Here is a 20,098-nt window from a genome sequence, read left to right as displayed (position 1 = left end):
GGGGCCGCCGCCGCTTCCCCACGCACCCCCACGGGCCCGCGGTCTACCGCCGGCCCGTGGCGGGCAGGGAGCCGCCGTCGCGGGGTATTCGGGCCGTGGCGGTCCGGCGGGGCCTGGCGGTGCTGCTCGGCTCCGAGACGACCCCGTACCGCTGGTTCCACATCTGCCGGGTGATCAACACGTCGAGCACGGCCCAGGTGGCCACGACGGTGCCCCCTATCCCGGTGAGCACCAGCGGGAAGGCCAGCCAGGAGCCGGTGATCGTCAGGAAGAACGCGATCGTCGCGTCCGTCAGCGTCACGGCGACGATCAGCACCGCGCGCACGGCAGACTTCCGCACCGGGTCCGGCAGCCGCCGCCGCCCCGGTCCATCGACCCAGAGTGACGGCCCCCGCGCTCCCGCTCCCGGTCCCGCGCCGCCGTCCTCGTACCTCATCCGCATGGTCCCCTGCCTGCCCCCGGTGCCGCCGGTCATGCCCGCCTCGAACAGGTAGACGTACGGGACGGTCCGGAGATTCCCGCATCCCGGACGTGCGCAGCGCCCCGAGATGTCGCGGAACGAATAATTCCAGCCATCCATTCTCATGCGGGAACTGACGGTGCACCAGGTGTCATGTGCCACATATCGGGCTGCTCCCGGCGGGAGCTATCGGACAACTCGTGATCTTCGCCCGGGCGTCAGGCCGAAAACGTCCGGACACGCCTTCGAACCTTCGCCGTGGCAGTAGTAGGCTCACGCCGTTTAAATGACGGAACACCGACCCCCGACAGCGGGGTTGAGCTGGGGAGGCTGGGGAGGCCATGCGCTTTCGCGGGAAATCCATCCGCCGGAAGATCGTGGCGTTGCTCCTTGTGCCGCTCGTCTCCCTGACCGCCCTCTGGGGCTTCGCCACGGTCCTCACGGGCCGTCAGGCCGTCCAACTGCTCGATGTCGCCTACGTCATCGACAAGGTCGGCTACCCCATCGAGGACGTCGTCCGCGTCGTCCAGAAGGAGCGCCGCCAGACCCTCGTGGTCATCGGCGACCCCCGCGCCTCCGCCGCCACCGCGGAGCTCGCCAAGCGACGGGCCGAGACCGACGAGGCGATCGCGAAGATCACCGCCGACGCCGAGGACCCCGAGGTCGTCGACGAGCTGAGCCCGGCCACGGCCCAGCGCCTGCGCTCCATCCTCGACGCCTTCCACGGCATCGGCGCGCTGCGCAGCGCCGTCGACTCCTCGGGCTCCCTCGACACCGGCCAGGCCCTCGAGCTCTACAATCGGCTCGTCGACCCCTGCTACGAGTTCCTGATGAACCTCCACGCGCTCGAGAACGTGGAGATGGACAAGCAGGGCCGCGCCCTGGTCGGCATCACCCGGGCCCGCGAGACGCTCTCGCGCGAGGACGCGGTCATCGCGGCGGCCCTCGCCGCCCGCAACGTCAGCCCGGCCGACATCCGGCGCGTCACCGACTTCGTCGCCAACCGCAAGCTGCTCTACGAGTTCAACCTCGCGATCCTCCCCCCGGCCGACCGGGACCAGTTCGAGCAGTACTGGAACAACCCCGAGAGCCGGGCCCTGCGCGAGGCGGAGGAACGGTTCATCGCCGGAGGCACCGGAAAGGCCGCGCGCAACGTCGCCCCCGCCCAGTGGGACGCCGCCGCGCAGAAGGTCCTCGACGACCTCGCCGTGATGGGCACCGCGGCCGGCGACCGCTACCAAAAGCGCGTCGAGCCGGTGGCCATGGGCGTCCTCGTCCAGGCCGCCGTCGCCGGGATCCTCGGCTTCATCGCCCTGCTCGTCTCCCTGATCCTGTCCGTCCGCATCGGCCGCGAGCTGATCCGCGACCTGTCCCGGCTCCGCAAGGAGGCCCACGAGGTCTCCGGCGTCCGCCTCCCCGGCGTGATGCGCCGCTTGGCCGCCGGCGAGCACGTGGACGTGGAGACCGAGGCGCCGCGCCTGGACTACGAGAAGGACGAGGTCGGCCAGGTCGGCCAGGCCCTCAACTCCCTGCAGCGCGCGGCCATCGAGGCCGCCGTCAAGCAGGCCGAGCTCCGGCGCGGCGTGTCCGAGGTCTTCGTCAACCTGGCCCGCCGCAACCAGGTGCTGCTGCACCGCCAGCTCACCCTGCTCGACACCATGGAGCGGCGCACCGAGGACACCGAGGAGCTCGCCGACCTCTTCCGCCTCGACCACATGACCACCCGCATGCGCCGGCACGCCGAGGGCCTGGTGATCCTCTCCGGCGCGGCCCCCTCCCGCCAGTGGCGCAAGCCCGTCCAGCTGATGGACGTCGTCCGCGCGGCCGTCGCCGAGGTCGAGGACTACGAGCGCATCGAGGTGCGCCGGCTCCCGCGCCTGGGCATCGCCGGCCCGGCCGTCGCCGACGTCACCCACCTCATCGCCGAACTCCTGGAGAACGCCACCGTGTTCTCCCCGCCGCACACGGCGGTCCAGGTCCTCGGAGAGCGCGTGGCCAACGGTTTCACCCTGGAGATCCACGACCGGGGCCTCGGCATGACCCCGGAAGCCCAGCTCGACGCCAACCTCCGGCTGGCCGAGACCCCCGAGTTCGAGCTCTCCGACACCGACCGGCTCGGCCTGTTCGTGGTCAGCCGCCTCGCGCAGCGCCACGACGTCAAGGTCGGCCTCCAGCCCAGCCCGTACGGAGGCACCACCGCGGTGGTCTTCCTCCCGGTGGCCCTGCTGACGGAGGCTCCCGAAACCAACGGCACCGGCATCCGGCTGGCCGGCGGCAAGGCCGTGGGCCCCGGCTCCGCCCGCCCCGCGGCGGCGGCCCTGGGCGCGTCCGCCGACCGGCGGCTCCCGGTCGGCGCCGAACTGCGCGGCCCGGTCGAGCTGGAGGCCCCGATCGGCCTGCTGGGGCTGGACGACCCCGCCACGGCCCTGGACGAGGCCCCCACCGGCCTCGCGGGCCTCACCGGGGTCACCGGGAGCGGCATCGGCACCAAGGGCGGCCGGCCCGCCATGGCCACCCTCGACGACGAGACCCCGCCCAACGGCATCCCGCGCAGCGGCCTGCTCGGCCTGCGCCCGGCGGGCAGCCGCCCGCACGCGGAGCGGCACACCGAGCGCGGCGGCGGCTGGAAGGGCGAGCGCATCGCGGACCGCATGGGCGACCGGGCCGCGGACGGGGCGGGGGAGCGCACGGGATTCCGTACGGGCGAGCCCCCCATCGACGGCACGGGCGGCACGGTCGGCCTGGCCGGCCTCGCCGACCACGGCGCCGCCTCCCGCCTCACCGACCGCCACCCGGGCCGGGACCCCTTCCGCGACCACGACCGCGACCGTGATCGCGACCACGACCGTGATCGCGACCGCGAGCGCAACCGCGAGTCCCTTCCGCCCACGGGCCCGGTCCGCCTGGAGCCCGCCCGCCCGGACGCCGGCCGCTCCGACGGCCCCCGCACCCAGGGCGCCGTACCGCTGCCGCGCCGCCGCCCCACCCCGACCCTGGTGGCCGAGCACGGACGCCGCGTGGAGCCCCGCCCGGTCTCGGCCGTCCCGGATCCCGCCCCGGAGGGCGCCGGAACGGGGGCGGCCACGCCCGGCAGGGCCGCGGCCGCGGCCGCCGGGCTGCCCCGCCGGGTCCGCCAGGCGAACCTCGCGCCCCAGCTCAAGGACGCCCCGGCCGCGGCGCCCGCCGCCGACCCGGTGGAGGACCGCGACGCGGACGACGTACGGCGCCGCATGTCCGCACTCCAGCGCGGCTGGACCGCGGGCCGAGACCAGCACGCCCGCCAGCAGGCACAACAGGCACGGCACGACCCACAGCTCGACGCACCGCACCACCACGCACCACCGCAGTCCGGGTCCGAGGCCGGCACCCCTGCCGCCGACGGCCCCGGATACGAGAACGAAGGGGACGGTCGATGACCGCACCGCAGTCCGGAAACGACACCTGGGGCCGCGGCTCCGGCTCGCTCAACTGGCTCCTCGACGAGCTCGTCGACCGGGTCGCCAGCATCCGCAAGGCCGTGGTCCTCTCCGGCGACGGCCTGCCCACCGGCAGCTCCAAGGACCTCACCCGGGAGGACAGCGAGCACCTGGCGGCCGTGGCCTCCGGCTTCCACAGCCTGGCCAAGGGCGTCGGCCGCCACTTCGACTCGGGCAAGGTCCGCCAGACCGTGGTCGAGCTGGACGAGGCGTTCCTCTTCGTCATGGCGGCCGGCGACGGCAGTTGCCTGGCCGTCCTGGCCGACGCCGACTCCGATGTGGGCCAGGTGGCGTACGAGATGACCCTCATGGTCAAGCGCGTGGGTGACCACCTTGCGACCGCCCCGCGCACCGGGCTGCCCGCCGGAGGGTGAGTCGGACGGCATGAGCGAACCAGGCCAGGACCATCCCGCCCGCACCCCCGGCGCGGCCGCCGGCGGGACCTCGGAGGAGGCCCCCGCCGCGGCCGGCGACCAGTGGTTCGACGACGACGCGGGCCCCGTCGTACGCCCGTACGCGATGACCCGCGGCCGGACCAGCCACGCGGGCCAGCACCGGCTCGACCTCATCGCGCTCGTGGTCGCGGAGTCCGCGGCCGACGACCCGGTCTGGGACGCGACGCTGTCCCCGGAACACGCCCACATCCTCGGGCTGTGCCGGGAACGCCCGCAGTCCGTCGCGGAACTCGCGGCGGACCTCGACCTCGCCCTCGGCGTCGTACGCGTCCTGATCGGCGACCTCGCCGCCGACGAACTGGTCCACGTGACCCGGCCGGTACCTCCGGCCGAACTGCCAGACGAATCCATACTGCGTGAGGTGATCGATGGCCTTCGGGCGCTCTAGCCGCACCGGCGCGATGCATGCCGTGTCGCCGGTCGAGCCGCTGACCCTCAAGATCCTGGTCGCGGGCGGTTTCGGGGTGGGCAAGACCACCCTGGTCAGTGCGGTGAGCGAGATCAGGCCGCTCCGGACGGAGGAACGGCTCTCCGAGCCGGGCCGCGGCATCGACGACACGGGGGGAGTGGAGGGCAAGAGCACCACCACCGTGGCCATGGACTTCGGGCGCATCACGCTGCGCGAGGACCTGGTGCTGTACCTCTTCGGTACGCCCGGACAGGACCGGTTCTGGTTCCTGTGGGACGAGCTGGCCCAGGGCTCGCTCGGCGCGGTGGTCCTCGCCGACACGCGCCGGCTCGCCGACTGCTTCGCCGCCATCGACTACTTCGAACGGCGCGAGATCCCCTTCGTGGTCGCGGTGAACTGCTTCGACGGCGCCGACCGGCACCCGGTGGCCTCGGTCCGCGAGGCCCTCGACCTCGCCCCCGAGGTACCGGTGCTGCTGTGCGACGCGCGGGACCGCGAGCTGGTCAAGGACGTCCTTGTGGGGGTCGTGGAGCACGCGATGAACCTGTCCCGGGCCCGGCGGACCCTGACGGCGGGCGCGTAGGCCGACGGCCGGCCCGGGTCCGCCGGGGCCGGCCGACAGCTGCCGGTCCCGCCGGTCCCGCCGGTCCCGCTTCCGGTCCCGCTTCCGGTCCCGCCACATGGAGGCGGCCCGTACCCCCGCCGACTGGGGTACGGGCCGCAGCTCTCATGGGGGGTTCCGGGGTCCCGGTCGCGGAGCGGGACTGTGGAGCGAGTGTGAACCCGCCGCCAAGGGCCGTCAAGCGTTCGGACAACAGCGGCTGTTCAGCGGGTCCGCCCGTCCGGCACGGCCCGCGTACGGGTCCGCACGCGGGTCCGCACGCGGGTCCGCACGCGGGCCCGCACGCCCCGGGCTACCGGACCGCGACGACCGCGGACCCGTGGCCGAACAGCCCCTGGTTCGCGGTGATCCCGGCCCGCGCGCCCGACACCTGCCGGTCCCCGGCCGTTCCCCGCAGCTGCCACGTCAGCTCGCACACCTGCGCGATGGCCTGCGCCGGCACGGCCTCCCCGAAGGAGGCCAGCCCGCCGCTGGTGTTGACCGGGATCCGGCCGCCGAGCGCGGTGGCGCCCTCCCGCACGAGCTTGGCGCCCTCGCCCTCCCCGCACAGGCCGATGTCCTCGTACCACTCCAGTTCCAGCGCGGTGGACAGGTCGTACACCTCGGCGAGCGAGAGGTCCTCCGGCCCCAGCCCCGCCTCCTCGTAGGCGGCCCGCGCGATCGAGGACCGGAAGGAGCCGGGGGTCGGCGCCACCGCGGTCACCGAGTCGGTGGCGATGTCCGGCAGGTCCAGGACCGTACGGGGATACGTGGGCGTGACCGTGGACACGGCCCGGATCCGCACCGGGTCCGCGATCCCCCGCGAGCGCGCGAAGTCCATGCTGCTCAGCACGAGCGCGGCGCCCCCGTCCGAGGTGGCGCAGATGTCGAGGAGCCGCAGCGGATCGGCCACGATCGCCGAGGCCGCGACCTCCTCGGCCGTGACGGCCTTGCGGTAGCGGGCGTTCGGGTTCAGCAGCCCGGCCGCCGCGTTCTTCACCTTGACCTGCGCGAAGTCCTCGCCGGTGTCCCCGTACACGGCCATGCGGCGCCGCGCGTACAGCGCGAAGTACGCCGGGTTCGTGGCCCCGAGGACCCGGAAGCGCAGCCAGTCCGGGTCGTCCGGCCGGTCCCCGCCGGCGGGGGCGAAGAACCCCTTGGGGGCGGCGTCCGCCCCCACCACCAGCACGACGTCGGCCAGCCCGGCCAGGATCTGCGCCCGGGCCGCCCCGATGGCCTGGGCGCCGGACGCGCAGGCCGCGTAGACGCTGGTCACGCGGGCCCCCTGCCAGCCGAGCGCCTGGGCGAAGGTGGCGCCGGCCACGTAGCCCGGGTAGCCCGACCGCACGGTGTCGGCCCCGACGATGGACTGCACGTCCGTCCACTGGAGCCCCGCGTCGGCGAGCGCGGCCCGGGCGGCGGCCCGCCCGTACTCGACGAAGCTGCGGCCCCACTTGCCCCACGGGTGCATGCCCGCCCCGAGGACGGCCACGTCCGCGGAGGAGCCGCTCACGCGTCCACCCCCACGGGCCGGAAGTGCCAGGTCGTCCAGGTGGTGCCGGCGGCGTCCTCGTTCAGTACGCCGGCCACCACCTCCACCTCCATTCCCACCGCCAGATCGCCGACGCCCACCCCGGGCACCGTCTGGCCCAGCACGACCATCCCCTCGGCCTCCAGCTCGACCGCGACCAGGGTGTACGGGGTCCAGGGCGCGTCCGGGTCGGACACGTAGGGGGCCGGCGGCCGGTACCGCCCGTCGGTGTAGGACCAGATCCGGCCGCGCGGGGACAGCGGCGCCTCGACCAGTTCCCCGCCGCCCGGGCAGCGCGGATTGCGGCAGTACGCGTCCTCGCGCGGGAAGAACACGGCGGCGCAGGCGGAGCACCGGCTGCCGAGCAGGCGGAAGCCGCCGCCGTCCGCGTCGTCCTCGGTGAACCACCCGTCCACGACGGGTGTGCGTGTGCGTTCCAAGACCCCTCCCGAAAGCAGAATCTGACGAACCGTCAGAAGTCTGTCACGGGAAGGCGCCGGCGGTCACCCGTTCTCGGCGAGCCACTTGCGCGCGATCTCGCCCAGCTCCGCGTCCCGTCCGGCCAGCATCATCCGGATCATCTGCGCGTCCCCGCGCAGCGACCACCCCGGATTGCCGAAGGTGGCCGGGTTGTTCTTCTCGATCAGGAAGTGCGCCGGCCAGGCGGTCCCGTACCCGATGAGGGGGAGCGCCGCGAGATAGCGCGGGCGGCCGCGCGCCAGCCCGTAGGCCGTGACGGCGAGGCCGGTGAGGGTGCCGGAGAGGTGGACCCAGCGGGTGGCGGCCCGGGAGTGCATGGCGACGTAGTGGGGCCAGAACTCCTCGTACGAACTGAAAGTCATGCCGAGCAACGTACTCAGGGCCGGACGGCCGCGACAGAGACGGGGAAGTCGAAGTACGTGTCCGGGAACGCCTCCGGCTTGTACGTGAAGTGCCACCACTCCTCGGGCAGGTTCACGAACCCCTGGGCGGCCAGCGCGCTCCGCAGCAGGTCCCGGTGCGCACGGGCGGGGCCCGTGACGCGCGGGTCGTCGGTGTGCGCGAGCGGGTCGAAGAAGTCGAAGGGGGTCCCCATGTCGAGCGGTTCGCGGAGCAGGTCCGTGAGCGTCACGTCGACCGTGCTCCCGCGGCTGTGCCCGGACCTCTCGGCGATGTACCCCTCCGGGATCAGCCGGTCCTTCTCCACGGCGGGATAGAACTCCGCCTTGGTCGACCGCTCCGCCCCGTCCGAGGCCCACCGCACGAACCGGTCCACGGCCCGCTGCGGCCGGTAGCAGTCGTACACCAGGAGGGAGTACCCGCGCCGCAGCACCTCCCGCTGCGCCCGGGCCAGCGCCTCGGCGGCGGGCCGGGCGAGCAGGCAGACGGGCTCCTCGTAGCCGTCCACGACGGCGCCGGTGAAATTGTGGGCGCCGGCGTACCGCATGTCCTGGCCGATGCTCGGATCGACGTGGGTCAGCGGCGCGAACCCGGGGGCGGGCGCACCGTTCAGCAGGGCTCCCACACAGCTCACAACAGCCAGCATCCGCATGCCCCTTGGCATACCATCGCCGCATGCCGGCACACCTGAGGGACTCGCACTGCTCCACCTGTGGAGCGCTGTTCGATTCGGCCGACTGGCCCCGCGCGTGCCCCTCGTGCGGCGCCGTCGCCTATCGCAACCCCCTTCCGGTGGCGGTCGCCCTCCTCCCCGTCGAGGACGAGGGCCCCGCACCCCCACGTGCCGACGCCTGCCCCCGAAGCGAGACCCGATGACCACTGGCAACCTTCTGACCGACCATCCCGAGCTGTACGAAGAGCGCTTCCCCGACCCGGAACACCTCGCGGCCCGCTGGGCCGAGAGCGTGCTGGCACGGTACGACGCAGGCCAGCGCGTCCTCGACGTCGGCTGCGGCACCGGCCGCGACGCCGCCTGGCTCCACCACCGGGCCGGCCGCCAGGTCACCGGCATCGACACCTCGGAGTCGATGCTGGCGCACGCCCGCAGCCGTCACCCCGGCCCTGCCTACCACCGCGCCGACATGCGCGACTTCGACCTCGCGGCCACCTTCGACGCCGTCGTCTGCCTGGACAGCGCCCTGCTCTACTGCCACACCAACGACGACCTCACCGCCTTCCTCGCCCGCTGCCGCGCCCACCTCACCCCCGGTGGACTGCTCGTCGCCGAGATGCGCAACGGGGCCTTCTTCCTCGGCACCACCGAACTGCTGGACGGGCCCCGCACCGCGACCGCCGCGTGGCGGGGCGTCACGTACACCTCCCACACCACGCTGTACGTCGACCACGCGGCGCAGCTGCTGCGCCGCCGCCGGACCTGGACCACGGACGACGACTCGCCCCCGGCGGAGCAGCACTCCGCCTGGCGCCTGCTCTTCCCCCAGGAGCTCCGGTACTTCCTCACCACGGCCGGGTTCGAGGTCCTCGACCTCTACGACGGCCCCGGACCCCGCACCGAACCGCCCTGGCGCGAAGGAGAGGCCCCCCATCGGACCGCGAGTTCCGACCGCCTCCACCTCGTAGCCCGGCTCAAGCCCCATCACAGCAACGGAGACAGCACCTCGTGAACGACCAGTCCAGCCGCCTCGCCCGAAGAACTTTCATCATCGCCGGCAGTGCCACCGTGCTGGCCCTCACCGCCGGATGCGGCAGCGGTGGATCCACCGAGCCGGACGCCAAGAACGCCGAGGCCGGCACCCCCAAGCCCGGCGGCCGGCTGCGCGCCGCCTTTGCCGGCGGCGGGGCCAACGAGACCCTCGACCCGCACGCGGCCAACCTGTTCGTCGACGCCGCCCGCGCCAAGGCCCTCTTCGACAAGCTCGCCGACTTCGGCGCCGACCTCGCCCCCGTCCCGCGGCTCGCCGAGCGCTGGGAGCCGAACGAGGCCCTCGACACCTGGCGGATCACCCTGCGCAAGGCCGCCTTCCACGACGGCAAGCCGGTCACCGCCGAGGACGTCCTCTACAGCTACGGCAGGATCGCCGATCCCAAGGGCACCTTCCGGGCCAAGGCCTCGCTGGAGCCCATCGACCTCGCCGCGAGCCGGGCCGTGGACGCGACCACCGTCGAGTTCAAGCTCAAGCGCCCGTACGCAGAGTTCCCCAACGTGCTCGCGGCTTTCGGCGCGTACATCGTCCCCAAGGACGCCGCCACCTTCGACAAGCCCATCGGATCCGGTCCGTTCAGCTTCGTCTCCTTCAAGCCCGGCAGCTCTCTCGTGGTCAAGCGCAACGACGCCTACTGGGAGGGCGCGCCGCACCTCGACGAGCTGGAGTTCGTCGTCGCGACGGAGGAGTCGGCGCGTGTGAGCGCCCTGCTCGGCGGCCAGGTCGAGTACGCCCACGAACTCAACCCGGCCACCGCCCGCGCCCACGAGGGCAAGGGGGGCAAGATCGACGTCGTCCGCCTGCCCGGCAGCGGCATGCAGGGCTTCGTGATGAAGACCGACCGGGCGCCGTTCGACGACAAGCGGGTCCGCCAGGCCTTCTTCCTCATCGCCGACCGCAAGGAGCTCGTCGACGGGGCACTCTCCGGCGCGGGCGAGATCGGCAACGACCTCTTCGGCAAGGGCTACCAGTACTACGCGAGCAACCTGCCGCAGCGCACCCAGGACCTGGAGAAGGCCCGCGCACTGCTGAAGGAGGCCGGCGCCGAAGGCCTCAAAGTCACCCTCGACACCGCCCCCGCCGCCACCGGCTTCATCGAGGCCGCCGGAATCTTCAAGGAGCAGGCGGCCAAGGCCGGGGTCACGGTCGAGGTCAAGGTCGGCAACAAGGACACGTACTGGAAGGACATTCTCAACTCCGGAACCTTCGCCTCCTACCGGTCCGGCGCCATGCCCATCGAGTCCCACGTCTCGCAGCGGCTGCTGACCGGCTCCACCACCAACGCCACCAAGTGGCAGCAGAAGGACTTCGACGACCTGTACCAGCAGGCCCAGTCCACCCGCGACGCCACCCAGCGCGCGGCGCTGTACGAGCGGATGCAGCGTCGGCTCTACGACGAGGGAGGCTTCCTGATCTGGGGCTTCGCCGACTGGATCGTCGCCACGACCCCCAAGGTGCGCGGGGTGTCCAAGGAAGCCCCCGCCAACACCCTCGACTGGGCCCGCTTCGACAAGATCTGGCTCGCGTGACGCTCCACCTGTCATGGGTCGGCCGCCGTCTGCTCCTCGGTCTGGGGCAGACGGCGGCCGTGGTCCTGTTCATCTTCGTCCTCACCGAGGCCCTGCCCGGTGACGCGGCCGTGGCCCTCGCCGGGGACCAGCCCGACCCCGAGCGCATCGCCCGCATCCGCGAGGCCATGGGCCTGGACCGGCCTACCTCCGCACGGCTCCTGGACTGGGTCACCGGCATGCTGCACGGCGACCTCGGCACCTCCCTGGTCACCGGCCGGCCCGTCACCGGCTACCTGGCCACGGGTCTCGGCCCCACCCTCGTCCTCGCCGCCGCCACCCTCGCGCTGCTCGTCCCGCTCTCCGTCGGGCTCGGGGTCCTGGCGGCCCGCCGTGAGGGCGGCCTGCTGGACCGGAGCGTCAGCGCGTTGACCCTCGGCGTGCACGCCGTACCCGAATTCGCCTTCGGGGTGCTGCTGGCGACCGTGTTCGGGCTGTGGCTCGGCTGGCTGCCACCCACCGCCGTGGGCGCGGACGTCTTCTCCGAGCCTGCCGTACTCGTGCTGCCGGTGATCGTCCTGCTGTCCCGGCCGGTGTGCACCATCAGCCGCCTGGTGCGCGCCGGGATGATCGACGCGATGGCGTCGCCGTACGTTGCCCAGGCGCGCCGCTACGGAGTATCCCCTTCACGCATCCGCTGGACGCACGCCCTGCCCAACGCCCTCGCCCCCGCCACCCAGCAACTGGCCCGCACCTGCGACTGGCTGCTGAGCGGCGTCATCGTCGTGGAGGCCCTCTTCGTCGTCCCGGGCCTGGGCACCGTACTCATCGAGGCCGTCGCCGCCCGCGACGTCCCCGTCGTCCAGGGCATGGCCGTCGTCTTCGGAGTCGTCACCGTCCTGGTCAACCTCGCGGCCGACCTGGTCGCGCGCCGCTTCGCCCCCCGCTCGGAGGTGGCGGCATGAAGCACACCCTGCCGAGGTACGCGCTCGCCCTCGGGCTGGTCGCCGTACCGCTGCTGCTCGCCCTGCTGGGGCCGCTGGTGGCCGGTCCTGCCGGTCCGCGTTCCGTCTCCTTCGCCACTGGCCAAGGTCATTGGCTCGGCACCGACTTCACCGGCCGCGATGTCTGGCGGCAGGTGCTGTTCGGCGGCCGGTCCGTCGTACTGGTGGCCCTCGCCGCGACCGCGCTCGCCTACCTCGTCGCCATTCCTCTGGGTCTCGCCGCCGCCCTTACCCGCCGTACCTGGCTGGAGGACGTACTGATGCGGCCCCTGGACGTGGTGATCGCAGTCCCCTCGCTGCTCCTGGTGCTGCTCGTCGCGGCGACGCTCACCCCCGGTCCCGTCGGGCTGACCGCCCTGGTCGGGCTAGCCGCCGCACCCGACGCGGCACGTGTCGTCCACGCGGCGGCCGTGGAGGTGTCCTCCCGGCCCGCCGTCGAAGCGCTGCGGGTGCAGGGCGAGTCCTGGTGGCGCACTGCGATGGGCTATGTGGCGCGCGCCATGCGCCGCACCCTCGCCGCCGATGCCGGGATCCGGCTGACCGGCGCCCTGTACTTGGTGGCCACGGCAGCCTTCCTCGGCGTCGGCGTGCAGCCGGACGCCGCCGACTGGGCGGTGATGGTCGACCGCAACCGCACCGGCCTCTTCCTCCAGCCCTGGGCCGTAGTGGTGCCCGCCCTCCTCATCGCCGCCCTGTCCATGGGCACCAACCTGCTGTTCGACGCCGCCCTGCACCGACCGGACCACACGAAGGGAACGAAGCCATGAGCCTGGTCGCAGAGGTGCAGGGCCTTAGGGTGGAGATCGGCGGGCGGGTGATCGTCGACGGCGTGAGCCTTGAGGCCCACGCCGGCAAGGTCACGGCCGTCATCGGCCCGTCCGGCAGCGGCAAGACCACCACGGGTCTTGCCCTGCTCGGTGAATACCCGCAGGGCGCCACGGTCGAAGGGACGATCACTACGGCGGGGGGCGCGGTGGGATACGTACCCCAGCACCCCGCGGCCGTCCTCAATCCCGCCCGCCGCGTGGGAGCACTGCTACGGGACATCGCCGCCCGCCGGGGAGGCGACCGTGGCGAGATCCGCGGGCGCGTCGAGAAGGCCCTGTGCCTCGCGCAGATCCCGGACCCCGCGGCCGTACTGCGCCGCTTCCCCCACCAGCTCTCCGGCGGCCAGCAGCAGCGGGTCGTCCTGGCGCAGGCGCTGCTGCTGGGTGCCCGCGTCATCGTCGCCGACGAACCCACCACCGGACAGGACGTCCTCACCAAACAGGGCATCGTCGCGGAACTGGCGGCGGTGGCGCGCCAGGGCATCGCCGTCGTCCTGCTCAGCCACGACCTCGACGTGGTACGAGAGCTGGCGGACGAGGTCGTGGTCATGCGGGAAGGCCGCGTCGTGGACCGAGGGCCGACCTCGTCGGTGCTCACCGACCTCCCGCAGGAGGCGCCCCGCGCAGCGCGAACAGCCCGCCCGCGCGGGCCCGTACGTCTTGAGGCACAAGACCTGACCGCGAAACACCGCGCAGCCCGGGGCACCATCGACGTACTGAGCGACATCGGGGTCTCGGTGGCGGTGGGGGAGTGCCTGGCGCTCGTCGGCCGCTCCGGCAGTGGCAAGACCACCCTGGGACGCTGCCTGGCCGGCCTGCACTCCGCGTACGACGGTACGGTCCTGCTCGACGGGACCCCGCTGCCGCGCAGCCTGCGATCGCGCACCCGCGCCGAACTGGCCGCCGTGCAGTACGTGTTCCAGGACGCGAAGGCCGCCTTCGACGAACACCGGCCCGTCCTAGACCAGGTCGCCCGCAGCGCGGTGCGCCTGCGGGGGGCGGATCGGCACGACGCCCGCCGGGCGGCCGCGGCGACCCTTGAGGAACTGGGCCTGACCGCGAGTCTCGCCGAGCGCCGCCCCGGCGGGCTCTCGGGCGGTGAACTCCAGCGGGCCGCACTCGCCCGGGCTCTGCTGGCGGAGCCGCAGGTCCTCATCTGCGACGAGATCACCTCCGGTCTCGACCCTGTCACGCGGCACGCCATCCTCGACGTACTCGCCCGACTCCGCGAACGCACGGAACTCACCCTGGTGTTCATCACCCACGACCTCGCGGCCGCGGCCTGCCTGGCCGACCGGATCGCGGTCCTGGACGCGGGCCGCATCGTCGAGGAAGGGCCGGCCCCCCGCCTGATCGACGCACCACAGCACTCGTTCACCAGAGCCCTCCTACAGGCCGCAGCGCGGTGAGGATCAGCGCACGGCGACCAGCACATGGCTGTTGCCGAATTGCCAGACGGTTCCGACGTGTCCGAACCCCGCCTCGCGCAGCAGCTCGACATGGCCGGACAGAGGAAGGTCATTGCCCTCGCAGGGCGGATGGCGGCGCTCGCCCCGCCCTGCGAGGAAGGGCGCGAATTCGGGATCGGCGGCGGCCCCGGACCACCAGGACTGCCAGTCCTCGTGGGTGAAGGCCAGGCACCGTTCGGAGTGTCGGCGGCCGATGTCGAGAGCGAGATCGCGGATCCTCGCGGAATCCGGGCTGATGTGGTCGCCGTTGACGAGCACCCCGCCGGGCCGCAGCCGTTCGGCGAGGTCCCGGTAGACGTTCCGCAAGCTGGGCTCACCCAGATAGTGGAGGGCCGTGGTGGAGACGGCCGCGTCGACCGGGCGGTCCAGGGCGAGCGCGTCGAGCCATCCCGGCGCACCGATCAACGCCTCGACGTACCGCAGGGCCGTGCCGTAGTGCGCCCTGCCCAGTTCCAGCAGCAGCGGGTCGGCATCGACGGCCAGAACATCCGCGGTGGGCAGCCGACTGGCCAGCCGCGCGGCCAGAGATCCCGGCCCGCTGCCCAGGTCGACCACCAGCGGGGCGGGCCGGCCGAGCGTGACGCGTTCGACCACGTCCGCGATGACGGTGAACCTCTCTTCGCGGTCGACCGCGTAGCGCTGCTGCTGGCATTCCCAGCGCTCCACCCAGCGCGCGGCCGCCACCGTACTCATGCTCATAGCGATCGAATCGCCTCCGTCACCGTGACCACAGTCTGCTCATGAAAATCATTGCAGTCCGGCGAGCGCGGTGAGCAACTTCGTCATCTCTTCGGGCGTGTTGTACACGTGCAGGCTGACCCGCACCGAGCCGTCCCGTACACTCCGCCCGGCCTGGCAGTGATCGTCCGAGCGCACCATGAAGCCGTGGCTGAAAAGGATGAACCCCAGGTCCTGGGAGCTGATCCCGCGATGCCGGAAGGTCACGATGCTGCTCCTGCGCTGCACCTGCGAGCCGGCCGTGAGGCTGGTCTGGCAGCCGAGGACCTCGTACGCCGGCATCCGGCTCAGTCCGTCGGTCAGCAAGGCCGCCAGCGCCACGGTCCAGCGCTCGATCCGGTCGGTCCCGGCGGCGTCGAGCCAGTCGAGCGCCGCGGCCAGGCTCGCGATGCCGGCCGTGTTCGGGGTGCCCGGCCAGCCGCCCGGCCGGAAGCCCGGTCCGCGCAGGCCCCGGGCCCAGACGGCGCCGGTCCCCGGCAGGGCGAGAGCCTTGTGACCGGAGAAGACCAGGAAGTCCACGTCCAGGTCGGCCACGGAAACCGGCAGATGGCCGATGCTCTGCGCGGCGTCCACACAGATGACCACGTCCGGGCCGACCACCTCACGCATGCGGTGCACGTTCATGTCGACGCCGTAGACGTGGTGCACGTGGGTGGCGGCCACGAAGCGGGTACGCGGTCCGACGGCCCTGGCGAGCGCCTCCGGATCGTAGTCCCCGGAACCCGCCTGGTACGGAAGTTCGCGCACCACGATCCGTACCCCTTGACGGGCCAGCAGCGCCCGGGCTTCCAGCCAGGGCGCGAGGTTCGCCTGGTGGTCGGCGAACGGTACGAAGATCTCGTCCCCGTCGGCGAGCAGCGCGGGCAGCCAGTCCCGCGCGACGGTACGCAGCCCCTCCGAGGCCCCGCTCGTGAAATGCACCGATGACCGGTCCGGATCCGGGTCGCCGAGGAACTCCTTGACCCGCTCGCGCGTGCGCTCCACCAGGGCCGTGGTGGTGTTGGCCCAGGGGTACGAGCCACGGCCCGCGTTGGCGTTGGAGGTGGTGAGGTAGGCCTGTACGGCGTCCAGGACGGCCTGCGGCTTCTGCGTGGTGGCAGCGCTGTCCAGGTACGCCGGGTCCGGGTGGCTGACTATCAGAGGGAACTGCGCGCGCAGCGGCCGTTGCCACGACGCCAACTCCTCGAGTTCGGCTGCGGGGTCCGCCATGTCAGTCACGTACCAGCGGCGCGCCCGAGTCCCGCCAGGCGATGATGCCGCCGGCGAGGCTGCGTACGTCGGGGTGGCCCATGCGCGTGAGCAGGGCCGCGTACCGGGCGGACTTCTCGCCGACCGGGCACACCAGCAGCACTGATCGGCTCTTGCTGAACGGAAGGCCTCCCCGCAGCAGTTCCTCGAACAGCTCGTCGACGATGTTGACCGAGCCGTCGATGTGGAGGGCGGCGTACGCGAAGGGGCCGCGCAGGTCCACCACCAGCGGCTGCTCCACCCCGATCCACTTCTGCGCCGCGTCGACCTCGACGGCCGTCACGGCGTCCAGCTCCGCGGCGGTCAGGGTGGCGACCGAGTTCTTCACGGGCGCCCTTCCCAGCAGCTCCGGCCGGCGCTCGCGCACGTAGCCGAGGTAGCTCTCCGCCCGGTCGCAGACGATGAAGACGGCCGTCCGCTTCTCGGTCAATGCGGCGTCGAGCGGCTGGAGATGGCGTACGGCGCCGTGGTAGGCCGCCCCGCCGGTGGGGCCGGCGAGCAGGCCGCACCGGCGCAGCAGCGTCAACATCCCGTCGATGGCCTCGTCCGCGCTCACCGGTTCGATCGTGTCGTACACGCCAGGGTCGAAAAGACCCACTTCCTGTACCTCGTCGATGGTGCGGATGCCGGGGATGAAGTCCGATTTCTGCCCCACCAGACCGATCACGCGCACCGCAGGATCGTGAGCGCGCAACGCCGAGGCGACCCCGGTGGAAGAGCCGGCGGTGCCGACGCAGGCAATGAACCAGTCGGGCGCCCGGCCGTCCAGGTCCGCGATGATCTCCGGTCCGGTGCCTTGCGCGTGCGCCTCGGCGTTCAAGGGGTTGAAGTACTGGTCGGTGTGGAGGTGAGCACTGCCGGGGCGGTTCAACTGCTGGTGGAAGAGGGTCAGCGGGTCCTCGGTGTCGGTGGGGTCCAGACACTCGCTCCGGCCGGGCAACTCCTCGATCTCCGCGCCCAGCAGCAGGAGCAGGTCCTTGATCTCGGGGATGCGCATGCGGTTGGTGACGCTCTTGAAGGGCAGCCTGTGAAGACCGGCGATGAGGGCCAGGGCCTTGGCCGTGTTTCCGCTGGACAGCTCCACGATCGTCTCGCCGCGCTCCGCGGCGTCCGCCAGTCCCGGGCGGACCATGTTCCAGGCGGCCCGGTCCTTCAGCGAGCCGAAGGGGTTGAGCATCTCCAGCTTGGCGTAGAGGTCGATGTTGCGCAGGCCGTGCACGGCCGGGTCGATGCGGACCAGCGGCGTGTTGCCGATGGCCTCGATGATGCTCTCGTACCTCATCCCTGCTGTCCCCCCGTACGTGCGATCGGCCAGTAGTGCTCGTCCAGGCACCAGCTCCAGGCCCCTGTCTCCTCTTGGTGGGCCACCTCCTGGACCGCGACCTTGCGGGCGACGGGCTGCTGTTGGGCCTGGGTGGCGCTGAAGTCCATGCAGTAGCCCGCGGTGTTGGCGAAGGCGAGGAGGTCGCCGGGGTTCGGCAGCCGGGGCAGGAACACCGTTCTGCGGGTGATGAGGTCGGCCTCCAGGCAAAGGTTGCCCATCAGGTGCACTGCGACCGGCTCCGGTGGGCCCGCCGCAGGGCCGTTGCGGGGAACGACCACGGGGTCCATCAGGACGCTGTGGTCCTCCAGGCTGACGTCGCCGGCGTTCATCGCGAGGCGGACCAGATGCTCCCCGGATTCGGTACGCCGTACCTCCAGCACCCTGGCGAGGGAGAGACCGCACTGGTCCGCCAGCGCCCGGCCCGGCTCTGCGTAAAGGTCGTACAGGCTCTCCAACAGCAGGGTGCCCAGCGGGCGTCCCAGGCCCGGCGCGGGGCGCGAGAGTAGCTCGTCGAGGTAGTCGGGGCCGACGACGGGCCGGTGTGCCGGGTACAGCCCGAGGGCCCCTTTGAGGGTGCTGTTCTCCACGCGCAGGCCGTAGCCGTGCCCGCCCCAGGTCAGGGGTGGGCGACGGCCCATGACGGCGTGGGTGAGCTCGGTGGTGTAGCGGTCCCACTGTTCGGCGTGGGCCAGGTAGCTGACGCCGAAGCCGCCGCCGACATCGACGACGCTCGGCCGGAACCCCCGGATGCGTAACTCCTCCATGGCCCGCAGGCACCCCTCCAGCGCCGTCGCCTTCTCGTCCAGGCTCGTGGTGTCGAGGTGGTAGCCGACACCGATCGGCTCCAGCGCGTCCTGGTGGCGTTCGAGTACGTCGAGCAGGTCGTTCAGGGACTTCACGGAGGTGCCGAAGCGGCTGCGGCGGGAGAGCACCTTCGCGCCGGACGTCTCGAACTCGGACAGCCGCAGCAGCACCCGCAGGCGCGGCAGGCCGTACGCGCCGACGAGACCGGCGGCCTCTTCCAGCTCCGCGGCCCCGTCGGCATTGACGGTCGCTCCGGAGCGGGCGGCCAGCCAGAGGAAGGCGGGGTCCTTGGGTCCGGTCGCCATGATCCGGTCTCCGGTGAATCCGGACCCGAGCGCATGCTGCAACTCGCTGAGCGAGGCGGCGTCGAGGGCGGCGCCGGTCGTGGTGAGCCGCCTGACGAGTGCGCTGGAGCGGTTGGCCTTGTGCGCGAAGTAGACCTGGCCGCCGAGGCGGCGCCGGCGCAGGACGGAGCGGAAGCGCGCCACGTTCTCCGCGAGCTGCTGAGGCAGCACCAGGTTCAGGGGTGATCCGAGCCCGTCCACGAGCGTATGCAGGAAGGCAGACTCGTCCAGCAAGGACGTCAGCCGCGGTTCAAGGCGCGGCTCCAAGTACAGAGGTGCGTTGCTCATCCCAGCTGTTCCCTCCCCGACGAGGAATACGTACCGGTTTCGGCAAACGGTCATACGACCGTAACCCTCGCCGGGCTCTTTGCCCCCGGCTCGGCGGGGGAGGGACCGCAACACGTCGGCGGACGGCCGGATCGGGACGGTCAGAGGGGCAGGCTCATCAGGATCTCGTCCCGGTCGTCACCCGGGGCCACACGCAACGCACGGGGCCATCGGCCGACCTCCAGCCAGCCCAGCTTGCGGTAGAACTCCTCAAGCCCAAGGCCGCCTCTGGCGGCGAGTGACAGCCTTTCCAGGCCCATCTCGTCCCGGGCGAGGTCACGGACCCGATTCATCAGTGCGGCCCCGATGCCACGGCCGCGATAGCGGGGGTGGGTCTGCACGTGGTTGATCACGCCGCAGTGCGCGACCAGGGGATGCGGATCGCGGCGGACGATCAGCCAGCCGGCGAGGTCGCTGTCGACGGTGGCGATGAGCAGCCTGCGGCAGCGGGGGTCGAGCCCGTGGATGAGCTCGTCCACCACGGGCCCGACGACGCGTGCGCTCACCGGTGGCAGCGGGAATCCGGCGGCGATGACGGCGCCGCCGGCGTTGGCCACTGTTTCCCAGCAGTCAACGAGCTCCCGTCTGAGCACCGGGGTGACGTCCTCGGGGTGGGTGATGTCCAGGAATGCGGGGGCCTTGTGCACCGTCATGTCCGGCAGCCTCCCAGAGGCATCGTGGAGGAGTCACGGAGAGAAGGCCGCGAGTCCCTATCGGCTGGTGCCGTAGGGGAGCAGGGCCATCTCGCGCGCGTTCTTGATCGCTGCGGCGAGCCGGCGCTGCTGCTGGGCCGTTACGCGGGTGACGCGGCGGCTACGGATCTTGCCGCGGTCGGAGATGAACTTCCGCAGCAGGTCGGTGTCCTTGTAGTCGACGTAGGTGATCTTTGCCGCGTCCAGGGGGCTGGCCCTTATCCACATCTGACGCTGCCGCCGATCTACCTCGCTCAGAGCTCGGTGGTCGCCGCCCC

20 protein-coding genes and 1 pseudogene are annotated in these 20,098 nt (G+C 72.3%); 10 read left to right on the top strand and 11 right to left on the bottom strand.

The genetic code is table 11. The features are described from left to right. Positions 1–43: 43 nt before the first annotated feature. Positions 44–325, bottom strand: coding sequence for a hypothetical protein (locus DRB96_RS46385; protein WP_343234634.1), 282 nt, complete (start codon positions 323–325; stop codon positions 44–46). A 512-nt stretch (positions 326–837) separates the two neighbouring features. Here DRB96_RS46385 and DRB96_RS32440 point away from each other — a divergent pair. Genes DRB96_RS32440 through DRB96_RS32425 form a run of 4 tightly spaced genes read left to right on the top strand, consistent with a single transcriptional unit; the run spans position 838 to position 5,383 of the window. Then, complete coding sequence (locus tag DRB96_RS32440; protein ID WP_343234633.1) at positions 838–3,876, top strand: nitrate- and nitrite sensing domain-containing protein; 3,039 nt, start codon at positions 838–840, stop codon at positions 3,874–3,876. After that, positions 3,873–4,310, top strand: coding sequence for a roadblock/LC7 domain-containing protein (locus DRB96_RS32435; protein ID WP_112451667.1), 438 nt, complete (start codon positions 3,873–3,875; stop codon positions 4,308–4,310). Before DRB96_RS32440 ends, DRB96_RS32435 begins: the two co-directional genes overlap by 4 nt. A 10-nt stretch (positions 4,311–4,320) precedes the next feature. Continuing rightward, positions 4,321–4,779 carry a DUF742 domain-containing protein gene (locus tag DRB96_RS32430; protein ID WP_239516063.1) on the top strand — a complete coding sequence of 153 codons (459 nt, stop codon included), beginning with the start codon at positions 4,321–4,323 and terminating at the stop codon, positions 4,777–4,779. Further along, on the top strand, positions 4,760–5,383 hold the full coding sequence (locus DRB96_RS32425) for an ATP/GTP-binding protein (RefSeq protein WP_112451666.1): 624 nt from the start codon (positions 4,760–4,762) through the stop codon (positions 5,381–5,383). The genes DRB96_RS32430 and DRB96_RS32425 overlap by 20 nt, the downstream gene beginning before the upstream one ends. Positions 5,384–5,714: 331 nt before the next feature. On the opposite strand, the gene DRB96_RS32420 is transcribed toward DRB96_RS32425, so the two are convergent. The 4 genes from DRB96_RS32420 to DRB96_RS32405 all read right to left on the bottom strand — a co-directional run bounded on the left by DRB96_RS32420 (position 5,715) and on the right by DRB96_RS32405 (position 8,457). After that, positions 5,715–6,914 carry a lipid-transfer protein gene (locus DRB96_RS32420; protein ID WP_275432036.1) on the bottom strand — a complete coding sequence of 400 codons (1,200 nt, stop codon included), beginning with the start codon at positions 6,912–6,914 and terminating at the stop codon, positions 5,715–5,717. Next, entirely contained in the window at positions 6,911–7,372 is a 462-nt protein-coding gene (locus DRB96_RS32415; protein ID WP_112451665.1) for a zinc ribbon domain-containing protein, read from the bottom strand. The genes DRB96_RS32420 and DRB96_RS32415 overlap by 4 nt, the downstream gene beginning before the upstream one ends. Positions 7,373–7,435: 63 nt before the next feature. Then, a complete protein-coding gene (locus DRB96_RS32410; RefSeq protein WP_112451664.1) occupies positions 7,436–7,783 on the bottom strand; it encodes a DUF962 domain-containing protein in 348 nt (115 codons plus the stop codon). 5 nt (positions 7,784–7,788) lie between these two features. Further along, positions 7,789–8,457: a M15 family metallopeptidase gene (locus DRB96_RS32405; protein WP_239516062.1), complete on the bottom strand. Its 669-nt coding sequence runs from the start codon at positions 8,455–8,457 to the stop codon at positions 7,789–7,791. 29 nt (positions 8,458–8,486) lie between these two features. Here DRB96_RS32405 and DRB96_RS45265 point away from each other — a divergent pair. From DRB96_RS45265 to DRB96_RS32375, 6 genes and pseudogenes are all read left to right on the top strand, one after another. Beyond that, positions 8,487–8,645, top strand: a pseudogene (locus tag DRB96_RS45265) (NUDIX hydrolase); the annotation flags it as partial. A 38-nt stretch (positions 8,646–8,683) separates the two neighbouring features. Next, positions 8,684–9,496, top strand: coding sequence for a class I SAM-dependent methyltransferase (locus tag DRB96_RS32395; RefSeq protein WP_112451662.1), 813 nt, complete (start codon positions 8,684–8,686; stop codon positions 9,494–9,496). Next, a complete protein-coding gene (locus DRB96_RS32390; RefSeq protein ID WP_112451661.1) occupies positions 9,493–11,064 on the top strand; it encodes an ABC transporter substrate-binding protein in 1,572 nt (523 codons plus the stop codon). Before DRB96_RS32395 ends, DRB96_RS32390 begins: the two co-directional genes overlap by 4 nt. Next, positions 11,061–12,008: an ABC transporter permease gene (locus DRB96_RS32385; RefSeq protein ID WP_112451660.1), complete on the top strand. Its 948-nt coding sequence runs from the start codon at positions 11,061–11,063 to the stop codon at positions 12,006–12,008. Before DRB96_RS32390 ends, DRB96_RS32385 begins: the two co-directional genes overlap by 4 nt. Continuing rightward, complete coding sequence (locus DRB96_RS32380) at positions 12,005–12,814, top strand: ABC transporter permease subunit (protein WP_112451659.1); 810 nt, start codon at positions 12,005–12,007, stop codon at positions 12,812–12,814. The genes DRB96_RS32385 and DRB96_RS32380 overlap by 4 nt, the downstream gene beginning before the upstream one ends. Continuing rightward, on the top strand, positions 12,811–14,283 hold the full coding sequence (locus tag DRB96_RS32375; protein ID WP_112451658.1) for an ATP-binding cassette domain-containing protein: 1,473 nt from the start codon (positions 12,811–12,813) through the stop codon (positions 14,281–14,283). The genes DRB96_RS32380 and DRB96_RS32375 overlap by 4 nt, the downstream gene beginning before the upstream one ends. 3 nt (positions 14,284–14,286) lie before the next feature. Here DRB96_RS32375 and DRB96_RS32370 read toward each other — a convergent pair whose 3' ends face one another. The 6 genes from DRB96_RS32370 to rpsR form a co-directional block, all read right to left on the bottom strand. Continuing rightward, positions 14,287–15,042: a class I SAM-dependent methyltransferase gene (locus DRB96_RS32370; protein WP_112451657.1), complete on the bottom strand. Its 756-nt coding sequence runs from the start codon at positions 15,040–15,042 to the stop codon at positions 14,287–14,289. A gap of 48 nt (positions 15,043–15,090) precedes the next feature. Beyond that, entirely contained in the window at positions 15,091–16,290 is a 1,200-nt protein-coding gene (locus tag DRB96_RS32365) for an aminotransferase class V-fold PLP-dependent enzyme (RefSeq protein ID WP_112451656.1), read from the bottom strand. A gap of 1 nt (position 16,291) precedes the next feature. After that, positions 16,292–17,611, bottom strand: a complete 1,320-nt coding sequence (locus DRB96_RS32360; RefSeq protein WP_112451655.1) for a pyridoxal-phosphate dependent enzyme — start codon at positions 17,609–17,611, stop codon at positions 16,292–16,294. After that, positions 17,608–19,089 carry a Y4yA family PLP-dependent enzyme gene (locus DRB96_RS32355; RefSeq protein WP_112451654.1) on the bottom strand — a complete coding sequence of 494 codons (1,482 nt, stop codon included), beginning with the start codon at positions 19,087–19,089 and terminating at the stop codon, positions 17,608–17,610. The genes DRB96_RS32360 and DRB96_RS32355 overlap by 4 nt, the downstream gene beginning before the upstream one ends. Positions 19,090–19,229: 140 nt before the next feature. Then, positions 19,230–19,781 (bottom strand): GNAT family N-acetyltransferase, encoded by a 552-nt coding sequence (locus tag DRB96_RS32350; protein WP_112451653.1) that lies wholly within the window; start codon positions 19,779–19,781, stop codon positions 19,230–19,232. 57 nt (positions 19,782–19,838) lie between these two features. Next, positions 19,839–20,048 (bottom strand): 30S ribosomal protein S18, encoded by a 210-nt coding sequence (gene rpsR / locus DRB96_RS32345; protein ID WP_112451652.1) that lies wholly within the window; start codon positions 20,046–20,048, stop codon positions 19,839–19,841. Between the last annotated feature and the right edge of the window lie 50 nt (positions 20,049–20,098).

This window comes from Streptomyces sp. ICC1, assembly GCF_003287935.1.
In the GTDB taxonomy this organism is placed as follows: Bacteria; Actinomycetota; Actinomycetes; order Streptomycetales; family Streptomycetaceae; genus Streptomyces; species Streptomyces tritrimontium.
Note: the sequence above shows the minus strand (reverse complement) of the source record. Positions and strands in the feature narration are given on the sequence as shown.

Coding starts and splice junctions, on each gene's coding strand:
- rpsR (WP_112451652.1), bottom strand. CDS start 20,048: ATGTGGATAAGGGCCAGCCCCCTGGACGCGGCAAAGATCACCTACGTC.
- DRB96_RS32405 (WP_239516062.1), bottom strand. CDS start 8,457: ATGCTGGCTGTTGTGAGCTGTGTGGGAGCCCTGCTGAACGGTGCGCCC.
- DRB96_RS32430 (WP_239516063.1), top strand. CDS start 4,321: ATGAGCGAACCAGGCCAGGACCATCCCGCCCGCACCCCCGGCGCGGCC.
- DRB96_RS32425 (WP_112451666.1), top strand. CDS start 4,760: ATGGCCTTCGGGCGCTCTAGCCGCACCGGCGCGATGCATGCCGTGTCG.
- DRB96_RS32435 (WP_112451667.1), top strand. CDS start 3,873: ATGACCGCACCGCAGTCCGGAAACGACACCTGGGGCCGCGGCTCCGGC.
- DRB96_RS32360 (WP_112451655.1), bottom strand. CDS start 17,611: ATGAGGTACGAGAGCATCATCGAGGCCATCGGCAACACGCCGCTGGTC.
- DRB96_RS32375 (WP_112451658.1), top strand. CDS start 12,811: ATGAGCCTGGTCGCAGAGGTGCAGGGCCTTAGGGTGGAGATCGGCGGG.
- DRB96_RS32370 (WP_112451657.1), bottom strand. CDS start 15,042: ATGAGCATGAGTACGGTGGCGGCCGCGCGCTGGGTGGAGCGCTGGGAA.
- DRB96_RS32395 (WP_112451662.1), top strand. CDS start 8,684: ATGACCACTGGCAACCTTCTGACCGACCATCCCGAGCTGTACGAAGAG.
- DRB96_RS32380 (WP_112451659.1), top strand. CDS start 12,005: ATGAAGCACACCCTGCCGAGGTACGCGCTCGCCCTCGGGCTGGTCGCC.
- DRB96_RS32365 (WP_112451656.1), bottom strand. CDS start 16,290: ATGGCGGACCCCGCAGCCGAACTCGAGGAGTTGGCGTCGTGGCAACGG.
- DRB96_RS32350 (WP_112451653.1), bottom strand. CDS start 19,781: ATGACGGTGCACAAGGCCCCCGCATTCCTGGACATCACCCACCCCGAG.
- DRB96_RS32355 (WP_112451654.1), bottom strand. CDS start 19,089: ATGAGCAACGCACCTCTGTACTTGGAGCCGCGCCTTGAACCGCGGCTG.